19 protein-coding genes are annotated in these 19448 nt (G+C 30.7%); 10 read left to right on the forward strand and 9 right to left on the reverse strand.

Annotation, left to right across the window (positions count from 1 at the left end):
• Positions 1 to 4: 4 nt before the first annotated feature.
• Complete coding sequence (locus IM532_RS01210) at positions 5 to 466, reverse strand: Lrp/AsnC family transcriptional regulator (RefSeq protein WP_194181623.1); 462 nt, start codon at positions 464 to 466, stop codon at positions 5 to 7.
• A gap of 418 nt (positions 467 to 884) precedes the next feature.
• Here IM532_RS01210 and metK point away from each other — a divergent pair, with 418 nt between their 5' ends.
• A complete protein-coding gene (gene metK, locus IM532_RS01215) occupies positions 885 to 2144 on the forward strand; it encodes a methionine adenosyltransferase (protein WP_194181624.1) in 1260 nt (419 codons plus the stop codon).
• 53 nt (positions 2145 to 2197) lie between these two features.
• On the opposite strand, the gene IM532_RS01220 is transcribed toward metK, so the two are convergent.
• Entirely contained in the window at positions 2198 to 2575 is a 378-nt protein-coding gene (locus IM532_RS01220) for a hypothetical protein (protein ID WP_194181625.1), read from the reverse strand.
• 144 nt (positions 2576 to 2719) lie between these two features.
• On the opposite strand from IM532_RS01220, the gene fabG reads away from it, so the two are divergent.
• Both fabG and menD read left to right on the forward strand, forming a co-directional pair.
• Complete coding sequence (gene fabG / locus IM532_RS01225) at positions 2720 to 3463, forward strand: 3-oxoacyl-[acyl-carrier-protein] reductase (protein ID WP_194181626.1); 744 nt, start codon at positions 2720 to 2722, stop codon at positions 3461 to 3463.
• A gap of 82 nt (positions 3464 to 3545) precedes the next feature.
• Positions 3546 to 5216, forward strand: a complete 1671-nt coding sequence (menD, locus tag IM532_RS01230) for a 2-succinyl-5-enolpyruvyl-6-hydroxy-3-cyclohexene-1-carboxylic-acid synthase (RefSeq protein ID WP_194181627.1) — start codon at positions 3546 to 3548, stop codon at positions 5214 to 5216.
• A 144-nt stretch (positions 5217 to 5360) separates the two neighbouring features.
• On the opposite strand, the gene efp is transcribed toward menD, so the two are convergent.
• The 5 genes from efp to IM532_RS01255 form a co-directional block, all read right to left on the reverse strand.
• A complete protein-coding gene (gene efp, locus IM532_RS01235) occupies positions 5361 to 5927 on the reverse strand; it encodes an elongation factor P (protein WP_194181628.1) in 567 nt (188 codons plus the stop codon).
• A gap of 34 nt (positions 5928 to 5961) precedes the next feature.
• Positions 5962 to 6735, reverse strand: coding sequence for an acyl-ACP--UDP-N-acetylglucosamine O-acyltransferase (gene lpxA, locus IM532_RS01240; protein WP_394368343.1), 774 nt, complete (start codon positions 6733 to 6735; stop codon positions 5962 to 5964).
• An 18-nt stretch (positions 6736 to 6753) separates the two neighbouring features.
• Positions 6754 to 8142, reverse strand: coding sequence for a bifunctional UDP-3-O-[3-hydroxymyristoyl] N-acetylglucosamine deacetylase/3-hydroxyacyl-ACP dehydratase (locus tag IM532_RS01245; RefSeq protein ID WP_194181630.1), 1389 nt, complete (start codon positions 8140 to 8142; stop codon positions 6754 to 6756).
• Positions 8142 to 9173 carry a UDP-3-O-(3-hydroxymyristoyl)glucosamine N-acyltransferase gene (gene lpxD / locus IM532_RS01250; RefSeq protein WP_194181631.1) on the reverse strand — a complete coding sequence of 344 codons (1032 nt, stop codon included), beginning with the start codon at positions 9171 to 9173 and terminating at the stop codon, positions 8142 to 8144. Before lpxD ends, IM532_RS01245 begins: the two co-directional genes overlap by 1 nt.
• A gap of 75 nt (positions 9174 to 9248) precedes the next feature.
• Entirely contained in the window at positions 9249 to 10457 is a 1209-nt protein-coding gene (locus tag IM532_RS01255) for an HD domain-containing protein (RefSeq protein WP_194181632.1), read from the reverse strand.
• Positions 10458 to 10620: 163 nt separating this feature from the next.
• On the opposite strand from IM532_RS01255, the gene porX reads away from it, so the two are divergent.
• The 5 genes from porX to IM532_RS01280 all read left to right on the forward strand — a co-directional run bounded on the left by porX (position 10621) and on the right by IM532_RS01280 (position 14851).
• On the forward strand, positions 10621 to 12174 hold the full coding sequence (porX, locus tag IM532_RS01260; protein ID WP_194181633.1) for a T9SS response regulator signal transducer PorX: 1554 nt from the start codon (positions 10621 to 10623) through the stop codon (positions 12172 to 12174).
• Between the two features lies 1 nt (position 12175).
• Positions 12176 to 12580, forward strand: a complete 405-nt coding sequence (gene tsaE, locus IM532_RS01265; RefSeq protein WP_194181634.1) for a tRNA (adenosine(37)-N6)-threonylcarbamoyltransferase complex ATPase subunit type 1 TsaE — start codon at positions 12176 to 12178, stop codon at positions 12578 to 12580.
• A gap of 16 nt (positions 12581 to 12596) precedes the next feature.
• A complete protein-coding gene (locus tag IM532_RS01270; RefSeq protein ID WP_194181635.1) occupies positions 12597 to 13802 on the forward strand; it encodes an alanine dehydrogenase in 1206 nt (401 codons plus the stop codon).
• Positions 13799 to 14179, forward strand: coding sequence for a hypothetical protein (locus tag IM532_RS01275; protein WP_194181636.1), 381 nt, complete (start codon positions 13799 to 13801; stop codon positions 14177 to 14179). The genes IM532_RS01270 and IM532_RS01275 overlap by 4 nt, the downstream gene beginning before the upstream one ends.
• 135 nt (positions 14180 to 14314) lie before the next feature.
• A complete protein-coding gene (locus tag IM532_RS01280) occupies positions 14315 to 14851 on the forward strand; it encodes a lipocalin family protein (RefSeq protein WP_194181637.1) in 537 nt (178 codons plus the stop codon).
• Positions 14852 to 14915: 64 nt separating this feature from the next.
• On the opposite strand, the gene IM532_RS01285 is transcribed toward IM532_RS01280, so the two are convergent.
• Both IM532_RS01285 and IM532_RS01290 read right to left on the reverse strand, forming a co-directional pair.
• Positions 14916 to 16262 (reverse strand): peptidylprolyl isomerase, encoded by a 1347-nt coding sequence (locus IM532_RS01285; RefSeq protein WP_228063626.1) that lies wholly within the window; start codon positions 16260 to 16262, stop codon positions 14916 to 14918.
• A gap of 132 nt (positions 16263 to 16394) precedes the next feature.
• Entirely contained in the window at positions 16395 to 17261 is an 867-nt protein-coding gene (locus IM532_RS01290; RefSeq protein ID WP_228063627.1) for a beta/alpha barrel domain-containing protein, read from the reverse strand.
• Positions 17262 to 17324: 63 nt separating this feature from the next.
• Between IM532_RS01290 and pepT the strand changes: the two genes are divergently transcribed.
• Both pepT and IM532_RS01300 read left to right on the forward strand, forming a co-directional pair.
• Entirely contained in the window at positions 17325 to 18566 is a 1242-nt protein-coding gene (gene pepT, locus IM532_RS01295; RefSeq protein ID WP_194181639.1) for a peptidase T, read from the forward strand.
• Between the two features lie 88 nt (positions 18567 to 18654).
• Positions 18655 to 19326, forward strand: coding sequence for a head GIN domain-containing protein (locus IM532_RS01300; RefSeq protein WP_194181640.1), 672 nt, complete (start codon positions 18655 to 18657; stop codon positions 19324 to 19326).
• Positions 19327 to 19448: the final 122 nt, after the last annotated feature.

A 19448-nucleotide genomic window follows, 5' to 3' on the forward strand; every position in this document is an offset into this window, starting at 1 on the left:
ATTTTTAAAACAATTGGTATGATGTTTCATCTTTTATATCACCAATTACAAAAGTACTGTGTGTACTTCCAATTGTTTTAATTGTCGTTAATTGATTAACCATAAAATCTCTGTACTCATCCATATTTTCAAAGGCCATTTTCATGATATAATCATAATCTCCACTGACGTGAAAACATGTTTGTACTTGCTTCAATTTTTTAATTTCACTTTCAAAAGATGTAATATTTTCTTGTGAATGTTGATTTAATTTTACATGACTAAAAACTAATAGTTCTTTATTGATTAATCTTCTATTAACCAAAGCCACATATTTATTTACAACTCCTGATTTCTCAAGTTTTTTAATACGTTCATGTATAGCGGTTGACGACAAATTCAACTTATCAGATAATTCCTTGTAAGTAATTTTGCTATTTTCTTGTAATTGCATCAACAACTGTTGATCTAGGTCATCTATTTTCATAATACGATGGTAGAATAATTTTTTTCTAATTTATAGATAATTTATCGAATGATAACCTAATATATTTTTGATTTAAGATGTTTTATTAGATTTATTTTCTGTTAAAGCTTATTTAAGTATAAAATAATTAGAAATACATAATTTCAAGTTTCGAGAATGTAGAAAATTATTCTAAAAATCGAAATAAAACGATAATTTATTTTGTCTACTATTTCTCTAGAGATTAATACCTGAAAAAATTCTGAAATGATTTAATATATAGATAAAAATTTTTAGATTCAAATACCTATCGTATATTTGTCGCATAATAATCATGGAGGAATGATTTGACTGATTGCAACCTCATTAAACATATGCTAAACCAGGATACTTCAGTTATCGCATTCCCTCTCATTTTTTTAATAAAAAATTACATATAATGTCATATTTATTTACATCAGAATCTGTTTCTGAAGGACATCCTGATAAAATTGCTGACCAAATTTCTGACGGTTTGTTAGACCATTTTATAGCATTTGATCCTCAAAGTAAAGTTGCTTGCGAAACTTTAGTTACGACTGGACAAGTTGTTTTAGCTGGAGAAGTAAAATCTAAAGCATATATCGATTTACAAAAAGTAGCTCGTGAAACAATTAAAGAAATTGGATACACAAAGAGTGAATACATGTTTGATGCAAACTCTTGCGGTATTTTATCTGCTATTCATGAGCAATCACCAGATATTAACCAAGGTGTTGAACGTACTTCTGATGAAGAACAAGGTGCTGGTGACCAAGGTATGATGTTTGGTTATGCAACGAACGAAACTGATAACTACATGCCTTTAGCATTAGATTTATCTCACCGTTTATTAAAAGAATTAGCTCATATTCGTAAGAATGAAAATGAATTATTACCATATTTACGTCCTGATGCTAAATCTCAAGTAACAATTGAATACGACGATAATAATAAACCAGTTCGTATAGATACAATTGTTATTTCTACACAACATGATGATTTTGCGAATGAACAAGCAATGCAGGATAAAATTAAAAATGATTTAATTAATATCTTAATTCCACGCGTTAAAGCTGAATTACCTGCACACATTCGTGATTTATTTGATGAAAATATTACTTACCACATTAATCCAACAGGAAAATTTGTAATTGGTGGACCTCACGGTGACACTGGTTTAACTGGTCGTAAAATTATTGTAGATACTTACGGTGGTAAAGGTGCTCACGGTGGTGGAGCTTTCTCAGGAAAAGACCCATCAAAAGTAGACCGTTCTGCTGCTTATGCTGCACGTCATATTGCTAAAAATTTAGTAGCTGCAGGTGTTGCAAATGAAGTTTTAGTGCAAGTTTCATACGCTATTGGTGTTGCTGCTCCTGTATCTTTATTAGTTGATACTAAAGGAACATCTAAAGTTAATTTAACAGACGGAGAAATTTCTAAAATTGTATCATCTATTTTTGACATGCGTCCATTTGCTATCGAAAAAAGATTAAAATTAAGAAATCCTATTTATCAAGAAACTGCTTCTTATGGACACTTAGGACGTCAACCAAAAACAGTTACAAAACGTTTTGAATCTGCCAACGGAATTGATGTTGTTGAAGTAGAAGTTGAATTATTTACTTGGGAAAAATTAGATTTTGTAGATGAGGTTAAATCTGCATTTAATATCTAATAACATATAATAAAAAAACTCGGTCTGTAGACCGAGTTTTTTGTTTAAAAGAATTATCTCGTTGCATTTGCAGTCCAAGTTTGACCGTCTACAACATAAAATATTTTTAAAGTATTTGCATTGATTCGGATATAAGATAAATCTGAACCTCCAACATTTATACTATAGTTAACATCTTCTTGTTTAAATTCTACACCAGTGATATTTGGAATATTATCTGAGAAAATAAAATTGTACTTGTCCCCTACTTTCACTACTCTTACGTTTCCATCTGCATTGTTAACGTTTTTGTCACTAGATACATAAGATACATTTCCTTTATATGTTCCTACAAATAAATCATTATCTGACGGATCATCATCATCTGAACAAGCTGTAAACATAAATAAAGCGAAAATTGAAACTAGAAATAATTTTAATAAATTTTTCATAATAAATTTGGTTTTTAATTGATTAACATATAACGTATAACAACACATATACCACTTTTTATATCTTGCTATGATTTAAACGTTTTTAACATTTAACGAAATCATAAAATTATTGTACTTTTGAAATTCTTAAAAAGAAATTATATGAACTTACTTCAAGGTAAAACAGCAATTATTACTGGTGCTACTCGTGGAATCGGAAAAAGTATTGCTGAAGTTTTTGTAAAAAATGGTGCTAATGTAGCATTTACTTACGCTTCATCTGTAGAAAAAGCTCAAGCTTTAGAGGCAGAATTAGGGCAATTCGGAAAAGTTAAAGGATACCAATCTGATGCATCTGATTATGACGCAGCTCAAAAATTAGTAGAAGATGTTTTAGCAGAATTTGGTCAAATAGATATTGTAATTAATAATGCTGGTATTACTAAAGACAACTTATTAATGAGAATGTCCGCTGAAGATTTTGAAAAAGTAATTCAAATCAATTTAAATTCGGCTTTCAACTTAACAAAAGCTGTTATAAAACCAATGATGAAACAAAGATCTGGTTCTATCATTAATATGACATCAATTGTTGGGATTAAAGGTAATGCAGGACAAGCAAATTATGCTGCATCTAAAGCTGGATTAATTGGCTTTACTAAATCTATTGCTTTAGAGTTAGGATCTCGTAATATCCGTTGTAATGCAATTGCTCCAGGGTTTATAGAAACTGAAATGACAGAGGTTTTAGATCCAAAAGTTGTTGCTGAATGGAGAAATGGAATTCCTTTAAAACGTGGAGGACAACCTGAAGATGTTGCTAATTCTTGTTTATTTTTAGCTTCTGATTTATCAAATTATATTACAGGACAAGTATTAAGCGTTGATGGTGGTATGCACACTTAATTCTTAAAAATATCATACTTTTTTAAAGGTTTTGTTTAGTACATTTGCTATTCAAAACCTTTTTTATTTAAAGAAAATTACTTTGAGAAAAATATCAAATAAATTGAATGTACAATTGATTGCTGAAACACTTTTGGCTTTCGGGATTAATCATATTGTACTTTCTCCAGGCTCTCGTAACGGTGCGCTTACAATGCAATTTGCAAACGATAAACGATTTAAAACGTATAGTGTTATAGATGAGCGATCAGCTGGTTTTGTAGCTCTTGGAATAGCACAACAAATAAAAAAACCTGTTGTTGTTTGTTGCACATCAGGCTCTGCTACTGCGAATTATTACCCTGCTGTTACTGAGGCTTTTTTTCAAAATATTCCTCTAATTATACTTTCTGCCGATAGACCTGAGCATTTAGTAGATAATTTTGATGGACAAACTATTCGTCAAAAAGATATTTTTGAAAAGCACAGTGTTCATAATGTACAACTTTCTGAAAGTGAAGAAACAGATGATTTAACACGTAATATGCTTTTAACCAAATATGCATTGACAGATTGTATCCATCAATCAGCTCCAATTCATATTAATATGCCTTTTTCTGAGCCTTTATATGACTATGTTACTGCGCCTGATATTGTAATAGATAATATAACAATTGAAGAAAAAGTGTATCCAGAAATTGATGTTTTTGACTATATGCGAAGATGGAATTCAGCTTCAAAAAAATTAGTTTTAGTTGGAATGCATTCTCTAAATGATAAACTGAATGAATTTCTGAATGTATTAGCGAAGGATGATTCTGTTGTAGTTTTACATGAAGTGACTTCTAATATCCACCATCCACGTTTCTTTAATAAAATAGATCAGGTAATTTTTCCTTATCCAGAAGATGAATTAGAAGATTTAAAACCTGAAATTTTACTGACAATTGGTCAAAACATTGTATCAAAAAAAGTTAAGCGTTTTTTAAGAGAACATAAAGCAGATCAACATTGGCATTTAGACGAATACTGGCAACCAGATACTTATCAGATATTAACGGATGAAATTAAAACAAAACCGGAATATTTTTTAGAACAATTAACTGGGTTTATCAATCCAAAAACTTCGGACTATTACAATAAATGGAATAGAATTCGTGTTAATAATGAAAAGAAACATAACGAGTATGTTAAGAATATTCCATTTTCAGATTTAAAGGCATTTGATTCAATTATTAAAAATTATCCTGAAAATTGGCAAATTCAATATGGTAACTCAACAGTGATCCGTTATGGCCTTTTATTCAATCATCAACCTTCAAATCCAATATTTTGTAACAGAGGTACAAGTGGTATTGATGGCTCTACATCTACTGCGATTGGTGCTTGCATTGCTTCTGAACAAAATACAGTAATTGTAACAGGAGATATCTCATTCTTTTATGATTCTAATGCATTATGGAATGTAAATATTCCAAATAATTTTCGAATTATATTGATGAATAATGGTGGTGGAAATATCTTCAAATTTATTCCAGGCCCTTCAGAAACTGATGTTGTTGAAGAGTTTTTTGAAACAAAACATCATTTAACTGCTGAATATTTAGCTAAAATGTTTGATTTTGAATATCAAATTGTTTCAAATCTTTCGGATTTAGAAAATGCTTATGCGGATTTTTATTCTGATAGTAAACGTCCTAAAATTTTAGAAATTGATACTAAAAATGCTGCCAATGATAGTATTTTGAGAGCATATTTTGCTAGTATTAAATAAAAAATCGCGTTAGGGATTGTAGTGTAAATCCTTTTGTTTTACTAAACAAAAGATTGCAACGAAAAGCCTGCCCGAACGGAACGCCCAAAAATAAAAAAGCCATCAAATAATGATGGCTTTTATATATTAAATTGAAATGTTCAATTATTCTTTTACACGCTCTACGTAAGAACCGTCCTCTGTATTTATTTTTACTTTATCACCTTCATTGATAAATAAAGGAACACGGATTTCAGCGCCAGTTTCAGTAGTAGCTGGTTTAGTTGCATTTGTTGCAGTATCACCTTTTAATCCTGGTTCTGTATATGTAATTTCCATGATTACAGTATTTGGTAATTCTGCTGCTAAAGCCGTTTCATCAGATGCACGGAACAAGATTTTTACCTCATCACCAGCTTTCATAAACTGTGCATTATCAATCAACTCTTTGTTTAAGTAAACTTGAGAAAAATCATCATTGTTCATGAAGTGAAATCCATTATCATCCTCATATAAGTATTGATAATTACGAGTTTCAACACGAACTTCTTCAATTTTGTGACCTGCTGAAAAAGTATTATCTAATACTTTACCATTAGTCAAAGATTTTAATTTAGTTCTAACAAAAGCAGGTCCTTTACCTGGTTTAACATGTAGAAATTCTATAATTTTATAAGTATCATTATTAAAAACGATACATAGACCTTTTCTGATATCAGAAGTTGTTGCCATTTATGTTTTCTTTATTTAAATTTATGATCCTGAACTATAATCCTTTCATTATTCCACGCTCACTTGTATTGATAAATTCAATAATCAAATCACGGTGTGCCGATGGTGAAAATTTTTCTAAAATAAGTTCAGTAGCTTGTGAAACGTTATTTTTTTGTTGATATAAGATTCTGTAAATACCTTGAATTTCGTAAATTTCTTCCGAAGAAAAACCTTTACGACGTAATCCTATGGCATTAACACCAGCATAAACAACAGGGCTTTTGGCCGCCTTAACATATGGAGGAATATCTTTACGAACTTGTGTAGCTCCAGCGATAAAAGAGTGTTCTCCGATTTTAGTAAACTGATGAACAGCACTCATACCTCCGATAAATGCAAAATCTCCGATTTCTATATGTCCAGCTAAACCACATCCATTTACAATGACAACATTATTTCCTACTACACAGTCGTGTGCAATATGAGATGTAGCCATGATTAAACAGTTATTCCCGATTTTAGTATAACCTAAAGCTTTAGTCCCTTTATTAATCGTAACACACTCTCTAATAGTAGTATTATCACCAATAAATGTTAAGGTTTTCTCGCCTTCGTATTTTAAATCCTGAGGTTCACCTGAAATCACTGTGCCTGGATATATCTTACAATTTTTCCCAATTCTCGAACCCTCCATAATCGTTACGTTTGGACCAATCCAAGTACCGTCACCGATTTCAACGTCATTCATAATCGTCGAGAAAGGGCTTATCGTTACATTTTCACCAATTATTGCAGTTGGATGTACATAAGCCATCGGATAATTTATAACTTCCATTTTCTTTTATTATTCTTTTGTGATAACAGCCATCATTTCAGCTTCCACTGCGATTGTATTTCCTACATAACCGTATCCGTGCATATGAACTATTCCACGTCTAATAGGTTCTAATAATTCCACCTTAAATACTAAAGTATCTCCCGGAACAACTTTTCTTTTGAATTTAGCACTTTCTATTTTCATAAAATAAGTTGAATAATCCTGTGGATTTTCTAAATCTCCAAGAATTAATAAACCACCTAATTGTGCCATTGCCTCAATTTGTAATACACCAGGCATTACAGGTTCTTTCGGAAAATGTCCCACAAAAAAAGGTTCATTCATCGTTACATTCTTTACACCCACTAATCCCGTTGGTGTTTTAGAGATAACTTTATCGATTAATAAAAATGGAGGTCTATGAGGTAACAATTTTATAATATCGTTTATATCATAAACTGGATCTGCATTTAAATCAAATTCTGGAATTTTATTTCGTTGAGCTAATTTAATTTGTTTACTTAACTTCTTTGCAAAGTTAGTATTTGTATGGTGACCTGGCTTTGTTGCAATAATTTTTGCTTTAAGCTTTTTACCAATTAAAGCTAAATCCCCTACTACATCTAATAGTTTATGACGAGCTGCTTCATTAGGATAATGTAACGTTAAATGGTCTAAAATACCATTAGGACGAATTGCTACATCTTCTCTGTTAAATGCTTTACACAATCTTTCTTTGGTCTCAGGTGTTATTTCTTTATCAACATAAACAATTGCATTGTCTAAATCTCCACCTTTTACTAAACCAGCTCCTAATAACTGCTCTAACTCGTGCAAGAAACAGAAAGTTCTAGCTTCAGAAATATCTTTTTTAAAGTTCTTGATTGAAGTTAAAGTTGCGTTTTGAGTTCCTAAAACTTTAGTACCAAAATCTACCATTGCAGTAACTTGGTATTCGTCTGCAGGAATTGCTGTAATTTCTGAACCAGTTTCTGGATCAACGTAGGTAACGATTTCTTTTATTTTAAAATATTCCCTTTCCTTATCCTGCTCTACAATACCAGCATTTTCAATAGCTTCTACAAAATACTTTGAAGAACCATCCATAATAGGTGGTTCAGCATTATCAATTTCTATGTAACAATTGTCAATGTCCATCCCTACTAAAGCTGCTAACACATGCTCCGTTGTATGAACTTTCACTCCTTTTTTCTCTAAAGTAGTTCCTCTCGCTGTACTTACAACATATTGTGCATCTGCTTCAACTTGTGGATTACCTTCCAAATCGGTTCTAACAAATACAAAACCTGTATCAGGCTCTGCTGGCTTAAAAGTTAAGTTTACGTTATTTCCCGTATGTAATCCAACTCCTGAAAGAACAGCATCTTTCGCTAAAGTTTTTTGTTTATCAGACATTAACTTTTAGTTTTGTTTATTTTGTTTTCTAATTCATCTAATCGTTTCACAATTGATGGAAACTTACGAAAATATACATAAGATTTTCTATAATCTGTTGCATTTATTGCTGGAGAACCATATAATTGAGCACCATCCTTGATATCAGAATTAATTCCTGATTGACCTTGTATTTGCACAAAATCTCCAATTTTGATATGACCTGCAAGTCCTGCTTGTCCACCAATCATACAATTACGTCCTACTTTTGCAGATCCGGCAATACCTGCTTGTGAAGCGATAACAGTATTTTCACCAATTACAACATTATGTGCAATTTGTATTTGATTATCTAATTTAGCTCCTTTACGGATAATTGTAGATCCCATTGTAGCCCTATCAATTGTAGAACCAGAACCAATTTCTACATTATCTTCAATAATAACATTTCCTATCTGAGGAATTTTATCATAAGAACCATCTGTATTTGGTGCAAATCCGAAACCATCAGATCCAATTACTACATTAGAATGTATAATACAATCTTTACCAACTACACAATCTTCATAAATTTGTGTACCTGAACGTAAAATTGTATTATCACCAATTGTTACATTTTCACCAATAGTACAATTAGGATATATTTTAACATTATTTCCTAATTTAACATTTGTACCAATATAAGAAAAACTTCCTACATATACATCCTCGCCTAAGGTAGCCGTTTCAGAAATACGTGCAAATTCTTCTATTCCAGTTTTATTGTTCTTAACTGAATTATAATGATTTAACAATACAGTAAATGCTTTGTAAGCATCCTCAACTACAATCAAATTAGTATTGATGGGTTGAGATGGCTCAAAACTTTTATTTACAATAACAACAGAAGAATTTGTTGTATAAACATATTCTTCATATTTTGGATTTGCTAAAAATGAAATACTTCCTTCACTTCCCTCTTCTATCTTAGATAAGGTCCATACCTCAGCATTTACATCACCCTTAACAACTCCATTCAGTAAATTTGCAATATCTGCAGCTTTAAATTTCATAGTCTGCAAAAGTAAATATTTTAATTAAAATTATAAACGTTTTTGTTTGAAAATTAACAATTTTGTCAATTATAATCAAACTTTGATACTGTGGTAGTGATACTTAGTTATACTTTGCTTCAACACATCATGTAACAAACTTTGCTCTGAGGTTGTAATTTCTTGTATACTACCATTTTTAAACAGCACTTTTATAGGAAATTTATTAGGTTGGTAAGGTGTTATTTTAATTTCAGTTTGCTGCACAAAATAACTAACATCATCTAAACCTAATGCTTTTCGTACTTTTTCTTCCTCTTTGCAAAGTTCATTTTCACTTAAAGGAATCATATTTAATACAGATTTAGGCAACTTTCTCTCTACAATAGCTTTAGATAAATAGGATAAGATTAAATCTTCGTCGTTTTGCCACTCTTTTATTGCAGACATTACATCACTATCGTCTAAACTAGCAAATAGTTTTAAACCTAATTCAGATAACTTACCTTTTTCATTTCCTTCTAAAAAGTATTTAAATGCTGAAGTAGCAAATAAATATTTACCATTAGTCACTAATTCTTTTGCCCTTCTAAGTACCTGAATCAGATAATTTTCTGCGGAAAAAGATGTTTTATGTAAATAGACATTATTGTACATAAAAATCCTAGCCATCAAAAATTTTTCTACCGACGATATTCCTTTTGAATCAATTACTAATTCATTTTCACACACGTTCATCATAGAGATAATACGTTCAGGATTTATATTTCCTTCTACTACACCTGTAAAAAAGCTATCTCGTTTAAGATAATCCAAACGGTCTATATCTAACTGACTAGAGACAAGTTGACTTAAAAACTTTTTATGGTATTTTCCTGTAAAAATTTGAATTGCTAATGTAAGTTGACCATCAAATTCCTCATTCATTTTTTCCATCATTTGTAAAGAAACTTCTTCATGATGAGAATTCTCTATAATAGAATATTCCAAGGAATGAGAAAATGGACCATGTCCTAAATCGTGTAGTAATATTGCTATATAAGCTCCAGTTTCTTCTTCTTCCGTAATAGAAACATTTTTTGCTTTTAAAATCGTTAATGCATTTTGCATTAAATGTAAGCAACCTAAAGCATGATTAAATCTTGAATGTTTTGCTCCTGGATATACTAACTCTGTTAAGCCAGTTTGGGAAATCTTTCGTAGTCGTTGAAAAAATTGATGTTGAATAATATCATAAACTAATGCGTTCGGAATTGAGATAATTCCATGAACTGGATCGTTTATGATTTTAAATTTATTTTTCATTATCGAATTATAATCGATTTATCCTACAAATATAAGAATTTAATACGTTTATAAGAGATAGTTTTTAAGGAAAATCTTAACAATTAATTTAGAATTATTTTGGAACGATTTTATCTATATTTGGAAGTATTAGGACATAATCCTTTTTAAAAAACAAAAAAATATGCCATTTAAAATACTTTGGGTTGATGATGAAATCGACTTATTAAAACCACACATACTTTTCTTAGAAAAAAAAGGATATGAAACTTTTAAATCAAACAATGCTACAGACGCGTTAGTAATGATTGAAAACGAAAATTTTGACGCAGTATTAATTGACGAAAATATGCCTGGATTAAGTGGTTTAGAAGCTTTACCTCGCATCAAAGAAATAAGACCAAATTTGCCTCTTATTATGGTTACAAAATCAGAAGAAGAGCATATCATGGAGGATGCTATCGGACAACATATTGCAGATTATTTAATTAAACCCGTCAACCCAAACCAAATTCTTTTAAGCCTAAAAAAGATTCTAGATAGTTCTAAGTTAATCTCAGAAAAAACGGTTAATAGTTACCAACAAGAATTTCGCACTATCGCGATGGATATAATGAATGCCCGCGATTTTGAAGATTGGCAAGAAGTATATAAAAAATTAGTTTATTGGGAATTAGAACTAGAAAACATAGAAGATCGCGGATTAATTGATATTATTGATAATCAGAAAAAAGAGGCAAATGCTGCATTTTTTAAATTTATAGAACGTAATTATGAAAATTGGTTGCAAGATGAAGAAGAAGCTCCTATCCTTTCTCATACAGTTTTCAAACAATTTGTAAAACCTCATCTTAAAAAAGATGAAAAAGTAATGGTTATTTTGGTAGATAATCTACGCTACGACCAATGGAAAACTATAGAGCCTATTTTTACTAAATACTATCAGCAAGAAAAAGAAAATTTATACTATAGTATTTTACCTTCTGCTACGCAATATGCCAGAAATTCATTTTTCTCAGGTATGATGCCTTTAGAAATTGAGAAGAAATTTCCTCAATATTGGTTAAATGATACTGAAGAAGGTAATAAGAACATGCACGAAAAAGAGTTGTTAGCCGAACAGTTAAAGCGTTTAGGACTTAGCAATCTAAGCATGAATTATTTTAAGATTTTAAATTCTGAATTTGAAAAGAAAATAGCAGATGAGTTTAATAATTATAAAAACAATGATCTAAATATTATTGTTTATAATTTTATTGATATTCTTTCTCATGCTAAAACAGATAACAGAATCATAGGTGAAATGATTCGAGATGATAAAACATACCGTTCTATTACAAAACATTGGTTTGAAAATTCATACCTAATGGATATCGTCAAAAAAGCAGCTAATGAAGGAATTAAGATTATCTTGACGACCGATCATGGGACTATTTATGTAAAAGAACCAACTAAAGTTATTGGAGATAAAGAATCTAGTACCAATCTTCGTTATAAATTAGGAAAACAATTACAATATGACCCTAAGGATGTTTTAGCGATTGATCAACCAGAAAAATTTCATTTACCTAAGGTTAATGTAACTTCTAAATATATATTTGCAAAAGAGAATTTATTCTTAACATATCCTAAAAATTATAATCATTTTGTCAATTATTATAAGGATACATATCAACATGGTGGAATTTCTTTAGAAGAAATAATCATTCCACTTGTTGTTTTAACGCCAAAGAAATAAAATGGAATATCAAATTAATAAGTTAGAAGACTTACCACTTATTGCAGAAAAGGTTATAACGCAATTACGTTATAAATTAATTTGTTTTGAAGGAGAAATGGGTGCTGGAAAAACAACATTTATCAAAGAATTTGTCAAATTATTAGGTACAGATGATGACATTTCGAGTCCTACTTTCTCTATCGTAAATGAATATGATACTAAAAAAGGAAAAGTGTATCATTTTGATTTTTATCGTTTAAATGACGAAGAAGAAGCTCTAGATTTTGGAATCGAAGATTACTTCTATTCAGATGCTTATTGTTTAATGGAATGGCCATCACGTGTAGAAAATTTAATACCTGAAGAACATCACATAATAACAATAGAAAATAATGATGGAAATCGTATATTGAAACTAAAATAATTCTACATTTCTATTTATGGAAGATCATTCAATATACACACCTTTTTCTCATGAAGATTTAATTCCTCAGCCCGAATGTTTAGAAATTCCTCGTAAAAAAGAACGCTTTAGTATTGGAATTCCAAAAGAAACAAATAATCAGGAAAAACGTATTTGTTTAACTCCTGATGCTGTTGAAATTTTAGTAAATTGTGGACATCAAATTTCAATTGAATCTGGTGCGGGAATTGGAGCAAATTATACAGATGCAGAATATTCTGAAGCGGGTGCGGAAATAGTATATAACTCTCAATCAATTTTTGAAAAACCTATAATTTTAAAAGTTGGGCCTTTAACGAATGAAGAAATAGAATGGATAAAACCTAATACATTCCTAGTTTCTAGCGTCCCAACCTATGCGTTAAATAAAAAATATTTTTCTGAATTAACTAAGAAAAGAATTACTGCAGTTGGATTTGAATTTATTAAAGATGAGCAAGATCAATTGCCAGTTTTACGTTTATTGAGTGAAATTGCAGGAACAACCGCTGTATTAGTTGGAAGTGAATTGATGTCTACTGTAAACGGTGGTAACGGAATTCTAATGGGAGGAGTAACTGGAGTACGACCAACGGAGGTTGTCATTTTAGGTGCTGGTACAGTTGCAGAAAACGCGACCAGAACTGCTTTAGGTTTAGGTGCTTCTGTACGAGTATTTGATGATTCCTTGTCTAGATTGAGAAGATTGCAACAAAATATCGGCCAAAGAATATCAACTTCTACAATAGATCCAAAAGAATTAAGCAAAGCTTTAAGAAGATGCGATTTAGCAATTGGAGCATTACGAGGGAATTCAAGAACGCCTTGCGTGGTTACAGAACATATGGTAGAGAATATGAAAACTGGCGCAGTTATTATTGATATAAGTATTGATCAAGGAGGATGTTTTGAAACCTCAGAAATTACTACTCATGATCAACCTACATTTATAAAACATGATGTAATACATTATGCAGTTTCTAACATTACATCACGAGTTTCAAGAACATCTTCTAAAGCATTGAGTAACTTCTTTTTATCATATTTATTAATGATTGCGAACGAAGGTGGATTTACAACTGTCGTTAAATCTGATAAAACTGTAAGAAATGGTGTATATTTGTACCATGGTAGAGTGGTAAAAAAGAACTTAAGTGATTGGTTCGATTTACCATTTCATGATATAAATTTATTGATAGTATGACGTTTTCACAACGATTATTAAGGTTTTTAATGGGAGCCTCTATAGGGCTAGTTTTCATAGCAATGGCCTTTGGACCACGTGCATTTTCTTGTAATTATTTTCCAAATGCTCGAGTATTAGAAGAAGCTACGGCAAAAAATTTACAACTTACTGAACAAGCTTCACAATTTGTAAGAAGCGAGGGAATGGATTCTATTTTTCTTTATAAGCAATTATTTGGAAAAAGTAAGATTGATTTTGATAAATCAGATATAAACGGTATTCCTTGTAGAACTTATTTAGCTGATTATTCGAGTAAAGACAAAACCAAAAATTACAAAATGGAATTCGAAATTTGTAAGGAGACTTCCAAACTAATTTCAATTAGCAAAAAATAAAAAAAATCCCAAATCCATGATTTGGGATTTTTTTTAGATAATCTATTATTACTTTTTTTTTATTACTTTTAAGTTACATATAAGTATAAAAATTGGTTAGATAATTGATACTTTAACATTAAAACCTTATTACATATGAAATTTAAAAATATGGCTCTTGCCGGTTTAGCTCTTGGCGTTACAACTTATATTATAAAAAATCGTACAAATAAAAATATCGCTTTTGAAGCTGTACCTAATTTTGATATAAAGAAATATTTAGGTCTTTGGTATGAGGTTGCAAGATTAGATTTTTATTGGGAAAAAAATAAATCAAATACTACTGCTCGTTATTTACAAAACGAAGATGGCTCTATCCAAGTGATTAATAGAGGATATGATTTAAAAAATAAGGAATGGAAAATATCTAAAGGGATTGCTCAACAAGTAAAAAAAGATTTTGGTAAACTAAAAGTTTCTTTCTTAGGCCCATTTTATTCTCCTTACAATATTATTGATTTGGATGATAAATATAAATATGCTTTGGTGGCAGGTAAAAACACTGATTATCTGTGGATATTGTCCCGAGAAAAAAGTATCCCTGATGATATCAAGAAACGATTTCTAGATAAAGCAGAGAACTTAGGATATGAAATTGATAAATTAGTTTGGCCTTCACATGATACAATTTAAGTTTTATATAACAAAAAAAGCACTAAGAGTTCTTAGTGCTTTTTTTGTTATATAATTTATTATTTTAGTTTTGATCCCATTTAATTGGAAATTTACAACTTTTGTAATCATCACCAATTTTAATAAATGAATTTGGAATTTGTTTCTTTACCCACTCCACTAATACATCTTGTTCTTTATAACGAACTGCAAATTGTTTTATACGATAATAATCGTCTTCGTAGTTTATCTTATGCTCAGGAAAAATACGGTTAACACGCATTAAACGTACAACTTTTTTGTTTTGATACTCATCAGCAAATACAGAAGTTAAATCTCCTTCACTTAAACCTGCTACAGCTGAAAATTCATTAATAGCTAAATTTATTTTTTCAAAACGATCTTCACCTGATTGTGGACTCATTAAATTACCATCGTTATATTTCGTAAACTTATCATCAGAAAAACGAGCAGCAGCATCTTTAAAGGTCATTGTGCCTTCGTTAATTAAAACACGAATTGAATCTAATTTATCAATCGTCATTTTTAATTCTTCTTCAGTTGGTTTTAAACTCATTAAAATATGACGTAGATCTAACTCTTGACCACGACGTTTATCTAATTTAATAATATGATAACCAAATTCAGTTTTAAAAGGATCCGAAATTTCGCCTTCTTCTAAGTTGAATGCAACTGCATCAAACTCTTTTACCATTTTACCGCGCGTAACTTTTAGATATAATCCTCCGTTATTGGCAGATCCAGGGTCCTCAGAATACAAAATTGCTTTAGTAGCAAAAGAAGCTCCTTCCTCAATTTCTTTTTTGATATTTTTTAATTCATTTATAATTTTATCCTCATTTTCTTGTGAAACTTCTGGATACATCATAATATGACTTAAAGTTATTTCTTCTTTTACATCAGGTAGTTCAGCTTTATTTTTATCAAAAAATACTCTTACTTCTTCTGGTGTTGCATCTAGTCCACTAACAATGCTTTCTCTCTTACGACGTGAAAAAATATTATCTTCAACAACATATTTAATCTCATTTTTCATTTCCGCCATTGTGCGGAATCCGAAAAATTTAAGAACTTGTTCTTCTCCTCCACCTCTTTGTTTGAAATCTTCAATCTGACCATTTAAAGCACGTGTAATTTCATCTTGAGTAACAGAGATTAATGTATCTTGCTTTGCGCGATCAATCAACATTTTTTCCATTAAAATGTCGTTTAAAAATTCGCATTTATCATTAACCTGTAATCCTTGCTGTGTTGATAAGATAAAATCTCTTTCCACATCCGACTCTAAAACTATTTGATCACCAATCACAGCTGCTATGCCATCTAGTTTTTTTGGTTTCGCTGTCTGTGCGAAGGTATTCATAGTAACTGACGCTGTAAGAAACAACACCAAACATACTCTAAAGTTCATATACTTTAATTTCATTTAATTTTTAGCTAAAGTTAACGTTGGTAACGCTGAGCAAATTTAACTTTTTTTGTTAAAGTCTAGCCTATTTATACTTCCTTTAACAAAAGAATAGTTTTATTTTGAAAATTTAATTTAAATTAAACCAAAAGTTTTTAAAGAAACATTCCATGACGATTCGAAATCAAATAAATTTAAACCATGTTTCTCTTGATGCTGATTTGCAAAACTTATTAATTTTTCAGTTGGCATATTTCCCACCATTTCACTTTTAGACATTGGACATCCACCTAGTCCTTTAATGGCACCATCAAAGCGACGACAACCATATTGGTAAGCTGTATCAACTTTCATATTCCACTCTGAGTAAACAGTATGAAAATGTCCTCCAAATTCGATATCTTGATATTGAGGAATTAGCGTTTCATATAATTCTTTGATAACTTGCTTCTCTGCGACACCTATTGTATCCGATAAATTTATGGTTTTAATTCCAATATCCGCGAATCGTTTTGTCCATTCTTTTACCAATTCTACATTATATATTTCGCCATAAGGATTACCAAACGCCATTGAAAAGTATATAAGTAGCTCTTTTTCATTAGTCAAGGCAATATCCTGTATTAGTTTTGCCATTTCAAAAGCTTCTTCCCTAGTCTTATTTGTATTGTAATGTTGAAAATTTTCAGAAATAGAAAATGGGAATCCAATAATATCAACTTTTTCGTGCTCAGCTCCTTTTTTAGCACCACTTTCATTGGCTACAACAACAGATAATTTAGACTTTGTATTTCCTAAATCTAAAGCATCTAGTACTTCTTTCGTATCTGCCATTTGAGGAATAGCTTTAGGTGACACAAAGCTCCCACAATCAATCACCTCAAAACCAACTGTTAACAATCGGTTGATATAATCAATTTTTTGTGTTGTAGGAATAATTTCTTTCCAACCTTGCATTGCGTCACGCGGACACTCTATTATTTTAAAAGTTTGTTCACTCATTTTTATGGTTATTTGCGCTTTAAAGGTATATATTTTACTAATTTTGACAAAAATTAAAACGCAATGCAAACAGAATGGAGAGAAAAGCTGGTAAATCGCTTTTTAAAATATGTTAGTATATATACAGAAAGTGAAGCTTTTGTAGACGCTTTCCCTAGTACAGAACGTCAATGGGATTTAGCAAAATATTTAGTAGAAGAGCTTAAATCAATTGGTTTAGAAGATGTATCAATAGATGATAATGGATATGTTTTTGGATATGTTCCATCTACTGTAGATCATGAAGTACCAACTATAGGATTTGTATCTCACATGGATACTTCTCCAGATTTTACAGCTGAAAATGTGAAACCTCAGATTTGGGAAAACTATGATGGTGGAGATATTAAATTAAATGAAAACATGATTTTATCTCCTTCTGAGTTTCCTGAATTAGTGCAGTATAAAGGACAAACAATCATCACAACTGATGGTACAACCTTATTAGGAGCAGATGATAAAGCTGGTGTTGCAGAAATTGTAACTGCAGCTGAATATTTAATTGCACACCCAGAAATTAAACATGGACGTATCGCCGTAGGGTTTACACCTGACGAAGAAGTTGGTCGTGGTGCAGATTTCTTCAACGTTGAGAAATTTGGTGCTGAATGGGGTTATACAATGGACGGTTCTGAGATTGGAGAATTAGAATATGAAAACTTTAATGCTGCTTCTGCAATTGTAACTTTTAAAGGTAAATCTGTTCACCCAGGTTATGCGAAAAATAAAATGATCAATGCCGCTAACTTAGCAATGGAATTCGCTTCTCAATTACCAAATGATGAAGTTCCGGAACTTACGGACGGAAGAGAAGGTTTTTTCCACTTAGCTAAAATGTCAGGTTCTGTTACTGAAGCTAAATTAGTTTATATTATTCGTGATCATGATATGATACAATATGAAGCTCGTAAAGAATTATTCTTACAACTTGCAACAGATATGCAAGAGCGTTTTGATCATGAAGTGGTAACAGCTACTGTAACAGATCAATATTTTAATATGATCGAAAAAGTTCAAGAGAAATTCCAATCAGTAGAAATAGCAGAACAAGCGTTAAAAGATTGTGGTGTAACACCTAATATTAAACCTATTCGTGGAGGTACAGATGGTGCTCGTTTATCTTTTATGGGATTACCTTGTCCAAATATTTTTGCAGGAGGACACAATTTCCACGGACCATACGAATATGTTCCTGTTGAGTCAATGGAAAAAGCTGTAGAAATTATCGTGAGAATCACTGAATTAACAGCAGAATCTAGTAAATAACAGGATTTAAGGTCCTATAAATATTTTAAGTTTTCATTTTTTGGATTGAATTTTGTATAATTTAATCCAAATTATGAAAACTTTTTTTATGAAAAATATATTCTTTACTGCCGTAGCAATATTAGGTACACAATTCACATTTGGTCAAATACATAAGAACGTAGGTGATTACAATTCACTTAAAGTATATGATAAAATTCCAGTTGAATTAATTCAATCAAACTCTAACAAAGTAGAAATTTCTGGAGAATTAGAAAAAGACGTTGAAATTGTCAATAAAAATGGAGATTTAAAAATTAAAATGAATCCTTTAAATCTATTGCAAGGAAATAAAGTAAAGGTAAAGGTCTACTACAAAAATCTATATGACATACAAGCTAGTCAAGGCTCAATGATTTTCTCTGATGATAAAGTAAAATCTAGCACACTTAAAATTGCATCTAATGAAGGTTCATCAATCAAATTAGATTTGAACACAAAAAAATTGGATGCAAAAATTAATTCTGGGTCAGAATTAATTCTTAAAGGATCCGCAGATGTATTAACTGTAAATGCGAATTCTGGTGGAAAATTTTATGGAAAAACTTTAAAGGCTGAAAACGCAACTTTAATCACAAATGCTGGTGGTATAATTGAAGCGAATGTTTCTGAATCTGTAGATGCTAAAACTAGAGTTGGTGGAATGATCGATATATATGGAAATCCACGTATTAAAAATGACAAAACAATAGCTGGAGGCACAATTAGTTTTAAAGATTAATTTTATTTTCCGCATAAATTTAAATCCAAATAGTCTAAAACTATTTGGATTTTTTTTATATCACTACTTTAAGTATTTATAAACATTTATTCATTTAGCCTATTGTTATTTATGTGTGCTTT

This window comes from Faecalibacter rhinopitheci (assembly GCF_015234135.1).
GTDB classification, from domain to species: domain Bacteria; phylum Bacteroidota; class Bacteroidia; order Flavobacteriales; family Weeksellaceae; genus Empedobacter; species Empedobacter rhinopitheci.

What these genes read in the sequence shown, in the direction of transcription:
- IM532_RS01210 (WP_194181623.1), bottom strand. Translation starts at nt 466, where the DNA reads ATGAAAATAGATGACCTAGATCAACAGTTGTTGATGCAATTACAAGAA.
- metK (WP_194181624.1), top strand. Translation starts at nt 885, where the DNA reads ATGTCATATTTATTTACATCAGAATCTGTTTCTGAAGGACATCCTGAT.
- IM532_RS01220 (WP_194181625.1), bottom strand. Translation starts at nt 2,575, where the DNA reads ATGAAAAATTTATTAAAATTATTTCTAGTTTCAATTTTCGCTTTATTT.
- fabG (WP_194181626.1), top strand. Translation starts at nt 2,720, where the DNA reads ATGAACTTACTTCAAGGTAAAACAGCAATTATTACTGGTGCTACTCGT.
- efp (WP_194181628.1), bottom strand. Translation starts at nt 5,927, where the DNA reads ATGGCAACAACTTCTGATATCAGAAAAGGTCTATGTATCGTTTTTAAT.
- IM532_RS01245 (WP_194181630.1), bottom strand. Translation starts at nt 8,142, where the DNA reads ATGTCTGATAAACAAAAAACTTTAGCGAAAGATGCTGTTCTTTCAGGA.
- lpxD (WP_194181631.1), bottom strand. Translation starts at nt 9,173, where the DNA reads ATGAAATTTAAAGCTGCAGATATTGCAAATTTACTGAATGGAGTTGTT.
- IM532_RS01255 (WP_194181632.1), bottom strand. Translation starts at nt 10,457, where the DNA reads ATGAAAAATAAATTTAAAATCATAAACGATCCAGTTCATGGAATTATC.
- porX (WP_194181633.1), top strand. Translation starts at nt 10,621, where the DNA reads ATGCCATTTAAAATACTTTGGGTTGATGATGAAATCGACTTATTAAAA.
- tsaE (WP_194181634.1), top strand. Translation starts at nt 12,176, where the DNA reads ATGGAATATCAAATTAATAAGTTAGAAGACTTACCACTTATTGCAGAA.
- IM532_RS01270 (WP_194181635.1), top strand. Translation starts at nt 12,597, where the DNA reads ATGGAAGATCATTCAATATACACACCTTTTTCTCATGAAGATTTAATT.
- IM532_RS01275 (WP_194181636.1), top strand. Translation starts at nt 13,799, where the DNA reads ATGACGTTTTCACAACGATTATTAAGGTTTTTAATGGGAGCCTCTATA.
- IM532_RS01280 (WP_194181637.1), top strand. Translation starts at nt 14,315, where the DNA reads ATGAAATTTAAAAATATGGCTCTTGCCGGTTTAGCTCTTGGCGTTACA.
- IM532_RS01285 (WP_228063626.1), bottom strand. Translation starts at nt 16,262, where the DNA reads ATGAACTTTAGAGTATGTTTGGTGTTGTTTCTTACAGCGTCAGTTACT.
- IM532_RS01290 (WP_228063627.1), bottom strand. Translation starts at nt 17,261, where the DNA reads ATGAGTGAACAAACTTTTAAAATAATAGAGTGTCCGCGTGACGCAATG.
- pepT (WP_194181639.1), top strand. Translation starts at nt 17,325, where the DNA reads ATGCAAACAGAATGGAGAGAAAAGCTGGTAAATCGCTTTTTAAAATAT.
- IM532_RS01300 (WP_194181640.1), top strand. Translation starts at nt 18,655, where the DNA reads ATGAAAAATATATTCTTTACTGCCGTAGCAATATTAGGTACACAATTC.